Consider the following 13,918-nt stretch of genomic DNA (forward strand, 5'->3'; position numbering starts at 1 on the left):
GCGCTCCGCGCCGCTCGACGGCGGCGGTGCGCGGTGCGCAGTCACGGATGGATGTTGAGCTCGTAAACGCCGGATGCCTCGAACGCGCCGTCGACCGCGATGACGATGGTCTGCCCTGCGTCGAGCGACACCGTGACCTCCGACGTGAACAGGTGCAGGTCCTCCCCGTGCACGTCGTCGCTGCACGCGATCTCCTCGCCGTAGCAGTTCCCGTTGAAGACGGCGAGCACGGTGTCGTAGTCGGAGCCGGCCGTGTCGATCGTGTACGTCCCCGCCTCCGGCGCGGTGAACAGATAGACCACCTCAGGCGCGTCGATGCCGCCGCAGCTCGCGTCCACCTTGGCGAGGCTCCCCTTGGTCGTCCCCGTCGCGGTCTGGGAGGCGAGGGGCGCGAGCTCGATGGGCTTATCGCACGTGCCGGTGCCGTCGAAGAGGTCCACGTTGAGCATGTAGTCGCCCTCCGCGCCGTGGCTGTCGACGCTGATCAGGGCGGTCTGGCCGGCGTCGAGCCACACGAGCTTGCTCGAGTCCCTGCTGTCCTTGACGCAGGCCATCTCGTCGCCTTTGCAGCCGCCGTCGCGCACGGACAGGATTGTATCGACCGTGGAACCCACGGTGTTCATGCGGTAGAAGCCATCTACAGGCGCGGTGAAGCTGTACGTCGCCTCGCCGCCGGGCACCGTGGCGCAGGAGGGCGCCAGGAGATCGGGATAGCCCTCGGTGCTGCCCGTGACCGTCTGCGGGACCACGGCGTCGAGCGCGAAGAGAGGGCACGGCGGCGCCTCCCGCTGGGTGATGTTGAGCATGTAATCGCCGCTCGCCGACACGCTGTCCACGGAGACGATCACCGTCTGGCCGGCGGAGAGGAACAGGCTCGCCCGCGAGTGGGTGACGACCCCCGCGGGGTCCACGTTGTCATTGCACCTGAGCGAGGGGCCAGAGCACGAGCCCTTCAGCACGTCCAGGACCGTATCGAGCGCCGAGCCCTCCGTGTCGAAGATGTACAGCGCGTCGGCCGGGGCGGTGAAGCGATAGGTCGCCTCGGGGGCCCCGCGAGAGGCGCAGTCCGGCGCGAGGTGATCGGCGAGATCCGCGGTCGTGCCCGTGACCGTCTGCGGCACCATCCGGCCGAGATCGATGAGCGGGCACGGCACCTCGTCGACCTCGAGCCGGTAGTCGCCCGTCGGGCCCGCGGTGTCCACCACGAGGATGACCGTCTCGCCGGCCGCGAGCGAGAGCGTGATGCGCGCCGGCTCGAACAGGCCGTCGGCGCACGCGATGAGATCGCCGTCGCACGAGGCGCGGCGCGCCTCCATGAGGACGGGGAAGCTCGAGCCGCTCGCGTCGAACGTGTAGATGCCCTCGCGCGGCGCGGTGAAGCCGTGGGTCGCCTCGCCCCCGGTCGAGAAGGTCGCGCAGGCCGAGATCACGTCGCGGAGGTGCTCGTTGTTCCCGGTCACCGTCTGCGGCAGGGTGGCGCCGATCTGGACGGCCGGGCACGGAGGGCCCTCGACGATCTCCAGCGTGAAGCTCGCCAGCGGGCCGGCCGGATCCGCCACCGCGACGAGCACCGTCTGACCGGCCTCGAGCGTCGCGGACGCGTTCGACACGCCGGAGCCGTAGCGGCAGCGGAGCGAGCGGCCCGTGCACGTGCCGCCCTCGCGGACCTCGACGATCAGGTCCGACGGGGCGCGCCCGCTGAACACGTACGTGCCGTCCGACGGGGCCGTGAACGTGTACGTGGCGTCCGGGGTCGCGCTGATGTCGCATTCGGCGACCACCGTGTCCTCGCGCAGGACGGTCGTGCCCGTCACCGTCTGCGGGACGACGGGATCGAGGGCGGTCGGCGCGCACTGGACCGGCCCGAGCTCGGCCACGCGGAGCGTGAAGTCGCCCTGCGCGTCGCGCGCGCCGCTCACCACCACGAGGATGCGCTCGCCCTCGGCGAGATCGACGGCGATCTGCGACTGGACGCTCCCCGCGTTGTCGTTGCAGGCCAGCTCCTCGCACGTGTCCGCCCGCAGCGCGCCGAGCGCCGTGTCGTACGGGGCCTCGAAGGTGTCGAACAGGTATGTCCCCGTGTGAGGCGCCGTGAACAGGAACGCCTGATCGGCCGCGCCAGGCCCCGAGCAGGTCAGCCAGCGGCCGTCGTCGGCGCCGATCGTCGTGCCGCTCACCCGCTGCGGGACGGCGGAGCCGATGTCCTGGGAGGGCTCCGCGCTGCACGCGCAGGTGCCGCCCTCGCAGGGGCGCCCGGGGTCGCAGGCGCGATCGCACCGGCCGCAGTGCTGCGGATCTGCGGCGAGGTCCACGCAGCTGCCAGCGCAGTCGGTGAGGCCCGGGAGGCAGGTCTGCCGGCAGACGGATCCGGAGCACGCGCGCCCCGGCGCGCACGCCGCGCCGCACTTGCCGCAATGGTCCGGGTCGGTGCGCGTGTCGACGCACTCGTCGCCGCAGAGCTTCACGTAGCGGCCTTCGCGGCACTCGGATGGCCCGCCGCCGCCACCGCCGCCACCGCCACCTCCGCCACCTCCGTCGCCGCCGCCGCCGCCGCCGCCGGTCCCCAGCGGCTCGCAGGCGCCCTTCACGCACGCCTCCCCGGCCCGACATTCCTGGCCGCACGCGCCGCAGTGCTCCGGATCGGCGTGCAGCGCCACGCAGGCCCCGCCGCAGACCGAGTAGGGAGCCTCGCAGCGCGGCGCCGGGGCGTCGTCGCCGCCGCACGCGGACGCCGCCGCGAGGATCGCGGCAGGCAGCCAGAGCGCGGCCCTCGAGAGCGCGCGTCCGAAGCGAAATCCGTGTCTGTTCATCGAGATCCCCCTGCGGCACGCGCCGTCGACGCGCGCGAGCCGGCGGAGAACGCGCGCGCCTCTCCGACGTTCGGCTCCCGGGCTCCGCGCTGGTGGTTGATGGCTGACGTGGCCGCTCCGCTCATCCGACCCTGTCGTCGAGGCCTCGCTGCGCCGGCCGGCGACCCGACGGCACCTCGGCCGGGTAGGCCGCTTCACGATCGTGCCTCACGTCGCGAAGCGAGGTCAAGGCGCGCCGTCCGGCGGGCTCTTCGGTAGGGCTGGCCCGCGCCAGGGAGCGACAAGAGCGACAACCGCGCCACCCCTTGCTAGAACCGCCCGCATGTCGCGGCCCGCGCGCCCTGAAGTCCTCGCTCCCGCCGGTGATCGCGCCGCCATGGAAGCCGCCGTGCGCGGCGGGGCCGATGCCGTCTACTTCGGCCTCCGGGGGGGCGCCGCGGGCGGCGGCGCCGCGTCGCCCTTCAACGCCCGCGCGCGGGCCGCGAACTTCGACGCGGCGGAGCTCGAGGAGGCGGTGCGCTTCCTCCACGCCCACGGCGTGAAGGGCTACGTCACCCTGAACACGCTGGTGTTCGACGACGAGCTCCCGGCGGTCCGCGGCGCGATCGAGGCGTGCGCCGCGGCCGGCGTCGACGCGGTCATCGTCCAGGACCTCGGGGTGATGCGCCTCGCGCGGGCGATCGCGCCCGGGCTCCCGATCCACGCCTCCACGCAGATGACCTGCACCGACGCGGCCGGCGTCGAGCTCGCGCGATCGCTCGGCGCCGCGCGCGTCATCCTCGCCCGGGAGCTCTCGCTCGACGACATCGCCGCCATCCGCCGGGCGACCGACGTCGAGCTCGAGGTCTTCGTCCACGGCGCGCTCTGCATCGCCTACTCGGGGCAGTGCCTGACGAGCGAGGCCATCGGCGGCCGCAGCGCCAACCGCGGCGCCTGCGCCCAGGCCTGCCGCCTGCCGTACCGCCTCGTCGTCGATGGCGCGCTGCGCGACCTCGGCGACGCGGCCTACCTCCTGTCGCCGGAGGATCTCGACGCCACCGACGTCATCCCCGACCTCGTCGCGCTGGGCGTCGCCTCGGTGAAGATCGAGGGGCGCCTCAAGGGCCCGGAGTACGTCGGCGCCACCGCGCGGCTCTACCGCGCCGCGATCGACGCGGCGCTGGGCGAGGGGGCGGGCCCCGGGGTCACGGACCGGGAGGCGGCGCTCCAGGCGTTCTCGCGGGGCTCGGGCCCCGGCTTCCTGCGCGGCGTCGACCACCAGCGCCTCGTCGATGGCCGCACCTGCGATCACCGCGGCATCGAGGTCGGCGAGGCGCGCGGCGCCGCGCGCCGGCGCGGCCACGAGGTGCTGGTCGTCCGCGCCGCCAGGCCGCTCGCGCGCGGCGAGGGGATCCTCGTGGAGGGCGGGTTCGCCGGCGAGGGCGAGATCGGCGGCCGCATCTGGGGCCTGTGGGCGGATGGCCGCGAGGTCGAGCGCGCGCCCGCGGGGGGCGACGTCGAGGTCTGGCTCGGCCCGGACCGGCGGCTGCCGGAGGACGTGCTGAGCGGCGCGCGGGGGCTGCGCGGGCGCCGGGTCTTTCGCACGAGCGACCCCGTCGCCACGCGCGCGGTCCGCGAGGCGCTCGACCGCGCCCAGCGCCGGGTGGCGATCGACGTCCGCCTCGAGGGCCGCCTCGGCGAGCGCCCCCGGCTCTCGGCGGCGACGGAGGGCGGGGCGTCGGCGTCGGTCGAGGTCGACACCCCGCTCGGCCGCGCCGATCGAACGCCGCTCGACGAGGCCACGCTGCGGAAGCAGCTGGATCGGCTGGGCGACACGCCGTTTTCCCTGCGCGGCGTCGGCCTGTCGCTCGACGGGCCCGCGCTCGTGCCGCCGTCGGCGCTCAACCGCGCCCGCCGGGCGCTCGTCGCGGCGCTGATCGAGGCGTCGCACCGCCCCCATCCGTCGGCGCCGCTCTCGGCCGAGGCGCTCGTCGCCGGGGTCGCTCCGCCGGACGCGCCGCCGCCGGCGCCGGGCCTCTTCGTGCTGTGCCGCAACGTGGCGCAGGCGCGGGCGGCGCTCGACGCCGGCGCGAGCGGCGTCTACCTCGATTTCCTGGAGATGGTCGGCCTCGGCGCCGCGGCGCGCGAGCTGATGGCGGCCGGGGCCTCCGTCGGGGTGGCGCCGCCGCGGATCCGCAAGCCGGGCGAGGAGAAGATCGACCGCTACCTGCTCTCGCTCGGGCCGGCGGCGATCCTGGTCCGCGGCCTCGGCGCGCTGCTCGATGAGACGCCGGGCGTGCCCCGGATCGGCGATTTCTCGCTGAACGTCACGAACAAGCTGGCCGCGCGCGAGGTGCTCTCGCGGGGGCTCGCCGCGTTCACGCCGTCGTTCGACCTCGACGCCGCCCAGCTCGAGTCGCTGCTGGACTCGCCGTTCGGGCCGTTCGCCGAGGTGGTTGTGCACCACCCGATGCCGCTCTTCCACATGGAGCACTGCGTGATCGCGGCGACGCTGTCCGAGGGCAAGGATCACCGCACCTGCGGCCGCCCGTGCGACCATCACGCGCTGTCGCTGCGGGACCGGGCGGGCATGGATCACCCGCTCGAGGCGGACGTGGGGTGTCGGAACACGGTGTTCCACGCGGCGCCGCAGAGCGCGGCGCACCTCGTGCCGAGGCTCGCGAGCTGCGGCGTGCGGCGGTTCCGGATCGAGCTGGTGCGGGAGGACGCCGAGGGGGCGCGGCGGGTGGTGGAGGCGTACCGGCGGCTGCTCGCCGGGGAGGTGGCGCCGGCCGAGGTCGCGCGCGGGCTGCGGGCCGAGGGCAGCTACGGGGTGGTGCGCGGATCGCTGCGCGTGCTGCAGGCGTGAGAGGAACGGCCATGGGCAAGCGGGGGCGACGAGCGGCGGTCCGATCAGAACACGAGCACCTCGCCGCCTGACGCGAGCTGGCACGCGCCGTCCTGGGGATCACCGCCGGTGCGGAGGATCTCGGACGGCTCCGGCTCGCGGTACACGCCCGAGAGCGCGATGTCGACCATGCGCAGGATCGCGCGATCGAGCTTGGTGACGAAATAGCAGGGGATCGTCGGCTCCTTGTGCGCCCCGCCAACCCCGGAGTCGTCCGTCAGGAAGAGGTATCGGCCTCCCGTGACCTGCGCGGCAGAGCGCATGCTGAGCTCGGTGAGCTCATCCACGCCGCTCGACGCGACGGGATAGACAGCCACCCCGAGGTCCTTCAGGGCTCGTATCCCGCTCGCCATCGCTGCGGCGTTCTCCTCGTGGTGGGGCGCGTCCGCGACCCAGAAGGCGAGCCGCGCGGTGTCGCCGCCCGTGCGCCAGGAGAGGTCGGCCGCCTTGGAGAGCGCCATGTCCGGCGCCTCCGGGAAGTCGCCGCCGCCGCCGGCTGCCTGCTCGGCGAGCTTCTCCTGGAACTCGTCGGGATCGGAGCGGAAGTCGAACCACCGGACGATGTAGTCGTCCTCGGTGTCCTTGTACAGGACGAGCGACCAGCGCTGCTGGGCGTTCGGGTACCTGGCGAAGATGGAGTCGGAGAGCGCGATGAACTCCGTCTGGAGATACGTGATCTCGTCGCTCATGCTGCCGGTCGTGTCGATGACGAGCGAGACGTCGAGCGTCTCCTTTTTTCCTGGAGGCGCCGCGAAGAGGCTGTGCGCGGCCTGGTGATCGGCCTCCGTGAAGGGCAAGAGGCCCGGGAGCTGCTGCGAATAGAGCGTGCTCCGGTACGAGAGGAAGAAGTCGAAGTTGCGATTGTCGTCCCAGACGCCGGCGGTGAGCGTGCCAGGCTCGATGCTGGCTCCGCCGCCTGCGCCGCCTGCGCCGCCTGCGCCGCCTGCGCCGCCGCCTCCTCCTGTGCCCAGGCTTCCGCCGGGGGAGCCTTCGCTCGGAGGACCGCTTCCATCCGACACACCTCCCGAAGCGGCTGAGCCGACCGCGGCGCCTGTGCCGAAGCCCGCGTCGGGGTCGACGCCTGGGTCAGCGCCGGTGCCCCTCCCGGGGATCTCCCCGTCACCGCCCTCTGCTGAGCTCGATCCGCCCGAGCACGCTCCCAGCGCGAGAAGGCCTCCCACCATGAAAGCGAAGCGGAAACGGGTGTGCATGTGGATCTCCTCGGCCGCCAGGGTCGTCACGCGCCGACGTCGGACGCGGCCGGGGATGCCGCGATGCACGGCGCGTACCGGGGCTAGAGACGAGTGATTTCATGTGCTTACGTGGCTGCGCGTGGTGCGTTCTGTGCCAAGGCGCGCCGGAGCGCGCCGAGGAGCAGCAGGCGCGTGCCCCTGGGATCGCCGCCGAGGTTGTGGGTAATCGCGGCCCGCTTCCCCGCCTCCTGCGCCGGGCAGGCCGGCTACATGGGCCTGCCACGCCTCGTCTTGCGCGTCGAGCTCGCGCCCGAGGCCGAACCGGACATAGAGGTTCGTGTACTCGAAGAGGGCCTTTGCCAGGGACATCCCCGACAGGGCTCGCACCTTCTCCGCGAACGAGAGCTGCAGATCGAACAACGCCTTGGAGAACACCACGCTCGGGGCCGACCTCGGGGTTCAGCGTTCAGCTCTTCGGAGGCGCCGATCGTTTGGCGTGTGGAGTACTCTCCTCCTCTCGCCTTGTCGTCCGGCCCGTGGCCGAGCGGGTCGAGGCGGGGCGCCGGAGACGGCATGTGAACGTTCACATTCTCGATGTCAACTTGAAACGACCGCCAGCGACCGTCCTCGCGCCCCGATGGCAGACAGGTCTCCTCCGGAGCGCCGCGTCAAGAGGGGCGGGCATCGGGCCTCGGTCACACAGGCGCTGGAGCGCCACCTCCGGCGCGCGGCGACGTCGAGCTGGCGATGCGGACGCCACACCCCGCGTCGCGCACCCGCCGCCGATGCGCTGAACGGTTTCGCGCTCCTCGATCGGGCCGGCGGTAACGCGCCCGCGCCTCTCGCCGCGGCGCTCCGGAGGAGCCCCGCCAGCCTCGCGCTCCCTCGGGCTCGGGCTCGTTGCAGACCGGTCGATTGGAATTGACGCTGCCCATGTGATCGTTCACATTGCTGCCGAGGAGCATCCTTGTTGCTGTGCCTTGCTCGGGCTTCCACGCGTACCGAGGCATTCGTCGTCTGATCGATTTTTGCACCAACTCCGTTGGGTCGGTCGTCGCGGAGGCGATCGCCGAACGGTGGGGATTGGCATCGAGCCGAGGGTGCTCCACCAGAGAACACCGCATCCGCGCTTGTTCGGCGGCTGTCGTGACATCTCGAGTGCTGTTCACCGGAGATGATTCCTTCAAAGATCCGGCGGCGCTGGCGACGCTGCCGGTGGACAACCGTTGGGGCGGCGTGATCTATGTTGAAGAACATGAACCCACAGAACCACGTGTCACGGAGGATGTTCCTGGCCATCCTGGGCTCGGCGTCCGTCGCCGCCGGCTGCTCCCGCGAGGAGAGCGACGCCGCGCGCGCCGGCCAGACGCCGGCGCCGGGCGCCGAGACCGCGCGGCGGAAGCCGAAGGCGCTGACCGAGATCGTCGTCGGCTTCTCGCAGACGGGCGCCGAGAGCTCCTGGAGGATCGCGCACAGCAAGTCGATCCAGGGGGAAGCGGAGAAGCGCCACGTGCAGCTCCTCTTCGCAGACGGTCAGAACGTGCACAACAACCAGGTGAACGCCGTCAACGGGTTCATCACCAAGGGCGTCGACGTCATCGTCATCGCGCCGCAAGAATCCGTGGGCTGGAAGCCGACGTTGAAGGAGGCCAAGCGCGCCGGGATCCCGGTGGTGCTCACGAGCCGGGGCGTGGACGCCGAGGAAGATCTGTACGAGACGGTGATGGTCGCGGATTTCGTCTGGGAGGGGCGGCGGGCAGGGGAGTGGCTCGCAAAGCAGACGAACGGCAAGGCGCGGATCATCGAGCTCGTGGGCACGCCGGCGGCGGACGTGGCGGTGATGCGCAAGACCGGCTTCGCCGAGGCCATCGCGAAGCATCCGGACATGAAGATCATCGCGAGCCAGAGCGGTGACTTCACGCGCACCAAGGGAAAGGCCGTGATGGAGACGCTGCTCTCGGCCCACAAGGGCGAGATCAACGCCGTCTACGCCCACAACGACGACATGGCGCTCGGGGCGATCCAGGCGATCCAGGCGGCAGGGTTGAAGCCCGGGCAGGATATCCAGGTGATATCGATCGACGCTGTGAAGCCGGCATTCGAGGCCATGATGGAGGGGAAGCTCAACGCGACGGTCGAGTGCAACCCCCTGCACGGCCCCCTGCTCTTCGACACGATCGACAAGATCGTGCGTGGCGAGAAGGTGCCGAAGCGCACGATCGTCCCTGGCCAGATCTTCGAACGCGAGCAGGCGGCGGCGGCCATCGGCTCGCGGCCCTACTGAGGAGAGATCGGCGCCGGCGCCCCGCTGGGGCGGCGCGGGCGCCATCACGCTCGTGAGCTCGCTCGTCCGCGGCGCTCACGTACGGAGCAGCAGCCGCATGCCTGTCTCGAAAGCCTTGCTCTCTGTCGAGGGCCTCAGCAAATCCTTCCCCGGAGTTCGCGCTCTGCACGACGTGCACGTCGAGGCGCGCGCCGGCGAGATCCAGGCGTTGATGGGGGAGAACGGGGCCGGCAAGTCGACGCTGATCAAGCTGCTCACCGGCGTCTATTCTCCCGACGCCGGGACCTTGCGCCTCGGCGGTACGGTGATCCGGCCGACCTCTCCCCGCCACGCAGAATCGCTGGGGATCAGCGCGGTGCACCAGGAAATCAGCCTGATCCCGCACCTCTCCATCGCGGACAACATCATGCTGGGCCGGCAGCCTCGGCGCTTCGGCCTGATCGACGGGCGCGCCGTCCGCGCGAAGGCGCGTGAGGCCCTCGCGCGCCTCTCGCTGGACCTCGACGTGTCACGATCGGTCGCGGCGCTGCCCACCGCGCTGCAGCAGATGGTCGCGATCGCCCGTGCGCTCGCCGTGGACGCGCGGATCCTGATCCTGGATGAGCCCACCTCCAGCCTGGATGAAGCGGAGACGCTGCGGCTCTTCGACGTCATGCGGGGGCTGAAGGCGCAGGGGTTGGCGATCCTCTTCGTGACTCACTTCCTGGATCAGGTCTACGCGGTCAGCGATACGATCACGGTGCTCAGGAATGGCTGCCTGGTGGGGCAGTACGCGAGCAGCGCGCTGCCTCGCCTGGAGCTCGTCCAGGCGATGCTGGGCGTCAAGCTCGGCGCGAAAGACAGGGCCGCGCCAGCCGGCCCTGCCGGTCCGGGAGGGGGGGCGAGCGCCGCGGAGCCGGCGCTCGCCGCGCGCGGCCTCGAGAGAAAGGGGGTCATCGGACCCATCGAGCTCGCGCTGCGGCCCGGCGAGGTGGTGGGGCTGGCGGGGCTGCTCGGCTCTGGTCGAAGCGAGACCGCCAGGATGCTCTTCGGGATCGAGCCCGCCGATCGCGGCGAGCTCGCGGTGAACGGGCGTGCGACCGAGATCAAGACGCCACGGCACGCGATCCGGGCCGGCCTCGCGTACTGCCCGGAAGACCGCAAGGTGGATGGCATCATCCCGAACCTCTCCGTGCGAGAGAACCTCCTGCTCGCCTTGCAGGCCTCCCAGGGGGCGCTGCGGGTGCTCCCGCGCCACGAGCGGGAGCGTCTGGTCCAGCACTACATCAAGACCCTGAGCATCAAGACGCCGTCCCCGGAGACGCCCGTCAAGCTGCTCTCGGGCGGCAACCAGCAGAAGGTGCTGCTCGCGCGTTGGATGGCCATGCAGCCGCGGATCCTGCTGCTCGACGAGCCCACGCGCGGCGTGGACATCGGCGCCAAGCTGGAGATCGAGGCGCTGGTGAAGTCGCTCAGCGAGAAGGGGGTCGCCACGGTCTTGATCTCGTCGGAGCTCGAGGAGGTCGCGCGCAACTGCTACAGGGTGGTGGTCCTGAGAGACCGCAAGCAGCAGGGCGAGCTCGTGGGAGAGTCCGTGACGCCTTCGTCCATCATCCAGGCCATCGCCCATCAGAAGGAGGCGCCGCCCGATGCTTGAGAAGATCACGGAAGCGGCGCCCACCAACGCCAACCCCACGGGCATCGGGATCCTCCTCTTCACCGCGTGCGCGGGCGCCCTGCTGCTCCTGCGCAGGCGCCGCGAGGCCTGGCCTTTGCTCGGCCTCCTGGCGCTCCTTCTGTTCAACTCCGTCCTGTCCAAGAACTTCTTCTCCATCGTCGAGCGCGACGGGGCTTATTACGGGACGCCCATCAACCTGCTCAACCAGGGCTCGGAGGTGATGCTCCTCGCGATCGGCCTGACCCTGGTGATCGCCGTCAGGGGCATCGACCTGTCGGTCGGCTCGGTCATGGCGCTGTCCGGCGCCACCTGCGTGATCCTGATGAAGGAGGCCCACTTCGGGCCGCTCCTGGCTGCGTTCCTGTCCCTCGCCGTCGCCGCCGGCGTCGGTCTGTTCAACGGCGCGCTGGTGACGGGGCTGAACATCCAGCCCATCATCGTGACCTTGATCAGCATGGTCGGTGTCCGCGGCGTCGCCATGCTCATCACCCGCGCCGAGCCCGTGACGCACACGGACGCGACGTTTGCGTTCATCGGCAACGGTCACGTCGGCGGCTTGCCGTTCTCCATGGTGCTGGTGGCCGCCGTGTTCGTGGTCGCCGCGCTGCTCTGCCGGAGGACGGCGCTCGGTCTGTTCATGGAAGCGATCGGCGACAACGAGCGGGCGAGCCGGCTCGCTGGCGTCGGCGACCGCCGCATCAAGCTCTGGTTGTACGGCTTCTCCGGCCTGTGCGCCGGCATCGCCGGGCTCGTGGCCGCCTCCTACATCTCCACGGCCGATCCCGATCGCGTGGGGCGCCTGCGGGAGCTGGATGCCATCTTCGCCGCGGTGATCGGCGGTACGGCGCTCACCGGCGGGCGCTTCTATCTGGGGGGCACCCTGATAGGCGCGTTGTTGATACAAACGCTCTCCACAACGATGTACATCCAGCACGTCCCCTCCGAGATCGAGCCGATGCCCAAGGCCGGCGTGATGCTGCTCAGCTGCCTGCTGGTCTCGGAGGAGTCGCGCCGGCGGCTCGTCGAGCTGCTCGGGCTCAAGCGGGGGCAGTAGCGATGCTCAGCTGGGATCGGCGGGATCTGCCGCTCGTGGTGACCGCGGTCCTCCTGATCGCGCTCTACGCGGGGGTGCTGGTCTGTTACGACGCGGCGCGGAGCCTGCGTTTCCTTGTCGACCTGATCAAGGGGAACGCGGCGATGGGCCTCTGCGCGGTGGGCATGACCTTCGTCATCCTGTCGGGGGGGATCGACCTCTCGGTCGGCTCCGTCGTCGCGCTCACGACGGTCCTCGTCGGCACGCTGGTGGCCGGTGGTTGCCACCCGCTGCTGGCGTTCTGTATCGCCCTCGCGGTGTCGGTCGCGTTCGGCGCGATGACGGGGCACCTCATCCATCGTTTCTCCCTGCCCCCGTTCCTCGTGACGCTCGCGGGCATGTTCTTCGCCCGCGGCGCGGCGTTCCTCGTCAGCATGCAGCCCATCGGCATCGATCACCCTGCGCTGGACTGGATCGTCGATGAGCTCGGCTTCGCGCTGGCGATCCCGGGCCTGGACCGGACCTGGGTCCCGGCGACGGCGCTCCTGTTCCTGGTCGTCCTCGCGCTCGGCGTGGTTGTCGGCCGCAGCACGAGCTTCGGCCGGAACGTCCTGGCCATCGGCGGGGACAGGCACGCGGCGCTGCTCATGGGGGTGCCGCTGGGCGCCACGACGGTGTGTCTGTACGCGCTGTGCGGCCTGTGCGCGGGCCTCGGCGGGGTCACGACGGCGCTGATCGACAGCGCCGGAAAGCCGAACATCGGCGCCGGCCTGGAGCTCGAGGCCATCGCCTCGGTGGTGATCGGCGGAACGCTGCTGACCGGGGGGGCTGGCAGCGTCGTCGGCACCGTGATGGGCGTGATGATCACGGGCATGGTGCGGGCGGTGATCAACCTGGATGGACGGCTGCCGTCGCCCTGGCACCACATCAGCATCGGGCTGCTGTTGCTCGTCTTCATCGTCATGCAAGAGGTCCTGATCCGCTCGGCCCCCGCAGCCAGGGGGGTAGAGTACGGTCGTCGTGGATGATGCTCGAGAACGAGGAGCGATAGAATGATCGAGGCCAAGCGAATTCTGGTCACCGGGGCGGCGGGCAAGGTCGGCCAGGCGTTCATCCGCAAGTTCCTGTCGAACCCCGCGTTCGAGGGGTGGAAGGTCCGTGCGCTGTGCCATAACCGCATGCTGGAGCGGTCGGCGCGCGTGGAGGTGCTGCGTGGGGCCATCGAGGACAGGACCGTCGTCAACGAGGCGACCGAGGGGGTGAGCCACGTGCTGCACCTGGCGACCAGCAAGGAGACCCCCGAGAGCATCATGGACGTGGCCGTCAAAGGCATGTTCTGGCTGCTGGAGGCCTGCCGCGTCAGCCCTGCGTTCGAGCAATTCATCCTGGTCGGGGGCGACGCCGGGATGGGCCACTTCTTCTATCCGCACCCCGTCCCCGTCACGGAGGCGCAGCGGCACAGCGCCTACCCGGGCTGTTACGCGCTGTCCAAGGTGCTCGAGGAGGTCATGCTCGAGCAGTACTATATTCAATATGAGCTCAACGGATGCTGCCTGCGCGCGCCGTGGATCATGGAGAAGGACGACTTCAAGGCGCAGCTATCCTTCGGTGACGACGTGTTCGGAGGGCCGAGGTGGCGCGATCTGGTCGGCGCCGAGGCGGCGGAGGGGTACGTCCGCTCGGGCGCCGTGCCGGTGATGCTCGACCGCCGCGGCGAGCCGGTGAAGCGTAACTTCGTGCATGTGGACGATCTGGTCGCCGCGATCCTCAAGGCCATCAATCATGAGAAGGCTCGCCAGCAGACCTTCAACATCTGCATGGACGAGCCGGTGGACTACGGGGAGCTGGCGCGTTACCTGGAGGCGACGCGGGGCCTGCCGAGCGTGAGGGTGAAGACGCCCTTCCATTCGACTTGGCTGGACAACTCGAAGGCGAAATTTCTGCTCGGCTGGCGGCCGCAGTACGACCTGGCGCGGCTCACGGACGCCGCCTTCGACCACGTGCGCGCGCCCGATGACCCGCGCGTCACGTGGTACCCCGGTTGATGGGCCCTG

General features: G+C 70.9%; 9 protein-coding genes. 6 read left to right on the plus strand and 3 right to left on the minus strand.

From position 1 onward, the window contains the following. Nucleotides 1-41: 41 nt before the first annotated feature. Nucleotides 42-2,810, minus strand: a complete 2,769-nt coding sequence (locus WMF11_RS12305) for an MXAN_6577-like cysteine-rich protein (RefSeq protein WP_437977607.1) — start codon at nt 2,808-2,810, stop codon at nt 42-44. 376 nt (nt 2,811-3,186) lie between these two features. Here WMF11_RS12305 and WMF11_RS12310 point away from each other — a divergent pair, with 376 nt between their 5' ends. Next, nucleotides 3,187-5,658: a DUF3656 domain-containing U32 family peptidase gene (locus WMF11_RS12310; protein WP_437977608.1), complete on the plus strand. Its 2,472-nt coding sequence runs from the start codon at nt 3,187-3,189 to the stop codon at nt 5,656-5,658. 44 nt (nt 5,659-5,702) lie between these two features. On the opposite strand, the gene WMF11_RS12315 is transcribed toward WMF11_RS12310, so the two are convergent. Both WMF11_RS12315 and WMF11_RS12320 read right to left on the minus strand, forming a co-directional pair. Then, nucleotides 5,703-6,908: a vWA domain-containing protein gene (locus tag WMF11_RS12315; RefSeq protein ID WP_437977609.1), complete on the minus strand. Its 1,206-nt coding sequence runs from the start codon at nt 6,906-6,908 to the stop codon at nt 5,703-5,705. A gap of 99 nt (nt 6,909-7,007) precedes the next feature. Further along, on the minus strand, nt 7,008-7,328 hold the full coding sequence (locus WMF11_RS12320; protein WP_437977610.1) for a hypothetical protein: 321 nt from the start codon (nt 7,326-7,328) through the stop codon (nt 7,008-7,010). Nucleotides 7,329-8,145: 817 nt separating this feature from the next. On the opposite strand from WMF11_RS12320, the gene WMF11_RS12325 reads away from it, so the two are divergent. The 5 genes from WMF11_RS12325 to WMF11_RS12345 all read left to right on the plus strand — a co-directional run bounded on the left by WMF11_RS12325 (nt 8,146) and on the right by WMF11_RS12345 (nt 13,909). Next, nucleotides 8,146-9,174 (plus strand): ABC transporter substrate-binding protein, encoded by a 1,029-nt coding sequence (locus tag WMF11_RS12325; RefSeq protein WP_437552008.1) that lies wholly within the window; start codon nt 8,146-8,148, stop codon nt 9,172-9,174. 97 nt (nt 9,175-9,271) lie between these two features. After that, nucleotides 9,272-10,810: a sugar ABC transporter ATP-binding protein gene (locus tag WMF11_RS12330; protein ID WP_437908591.1), complete on the plus strand. Its 1,539-nt coding sequence runs from the start codon at nt 9,272-9,274 to the stop codon at nt 10,808-10,810. Continuing rightward, complete coding sequence (locus tag WMF11_RS12335; protein ID WP_437552010.1) at nt 10,803-11,885, plus strand: ABC transporter permease; 1,083 nt, start codon at nt 10,803-10,805, stop codon at nt 11,883-11,885. The genes WMF11_RS12330 and WMF11_RS12335 overlap by 8 nt, the downstream gene beginning before the upstream one ends. Before the next feature lie 2 nt (nt 11,886-11,887). Continuing rightward, nucleotides 11,888-12,892, plus strand: coding sequence for an ABC transporter permease subunit (locus WMF11_RS12340; protein ID WP_437908592.1), 1,005 nt, complete (start codon nt 11,888-11,890; stop codon nt 12,890-12,892). A 24-nt stretch (nt 12,893-12,916) separates the two neighbouring features. Further along, nucleotides 12,917-13,909, plus strand: coding sequence for an NAD-dependent epimerase/dehydratase family protein (locus WMF11_RS12345; protein ID WP_437552012.1), 993 nt, complete (start codon nt 12,917-12,919; stop codon nt 13,907-13,909). Nucleotides 13,910-13,918 lie beyond the last annotated feature (9 nt).

It is taken from the genome of Sorangium sp. So ce295, assembly GCF_051527405.1.
Classification (GTDB): Bacteria; Myxococcota_A; Polyangia; order Polyangiales; family Polyangiaceae; genus Sorangium; species Sorangium cellulosum_B.

Bases quoted from the DNA above. Each gene is read 5' to 3' on its own strand.
- WMF11_RS12305 (WP_437977607.1), bottom strand. From the start codon at position 2,810: ATGAACAGACACGGATTTCGCTTCGGACGCGCGCTCTCGAGGGCCGCG.
- WMF11_RS12310 (WP_437977608.1), top strand. From the start codon at position 3,187: ATGGAAGCCGCCGTGCGCGGCGGGGCCGATGCCGTCTACTTCGGCCTC.
- WMF11_RS12315 (WP_437977609.1), bottom strand. From the start codon at position 6,908: ATGCACACCCGTTTCCGCTTCGCTTTCATGGTGGGAGGCCTTCTCGCG.
- WMF11_RS12325 (WP_437552008.1), top strand. From the start codon at position 8,146: ATGAACCCACAGAACCACGTGTCACGGAGGATGTTCCTGGCCATCCTG.
- WMF11_RS12330 (WP_437908591.1), top strand. From the start codon at position 9,272: ATGCCTGTCTCGAAAGCCTTGCTCTCTGTCGAGGGCCTCAGCAAATCC.
- WMF11_RS12335 (WP_437552010.1), top strand. From the start codon at position 10,803: ATGCTTGAGAAGATCACGGAAGCGGCGCCCACCAACGCCAACCCCACG.
- WMF11_RS12340 (WP_437908592.1), top strand. From the start codon at position 11,888: ATGCTCAGCTGGGATCGGCGGGATCTGCCGCTCGTGGTGACCGCGGTC.
- WMF11_RS12345 (WP_437552012.1), top strand. From the start codon at position 12,917: ATGATCGAGGCCAAGCGAATTCTGGTCACCGGGGCGGCGGGCAAGGTC.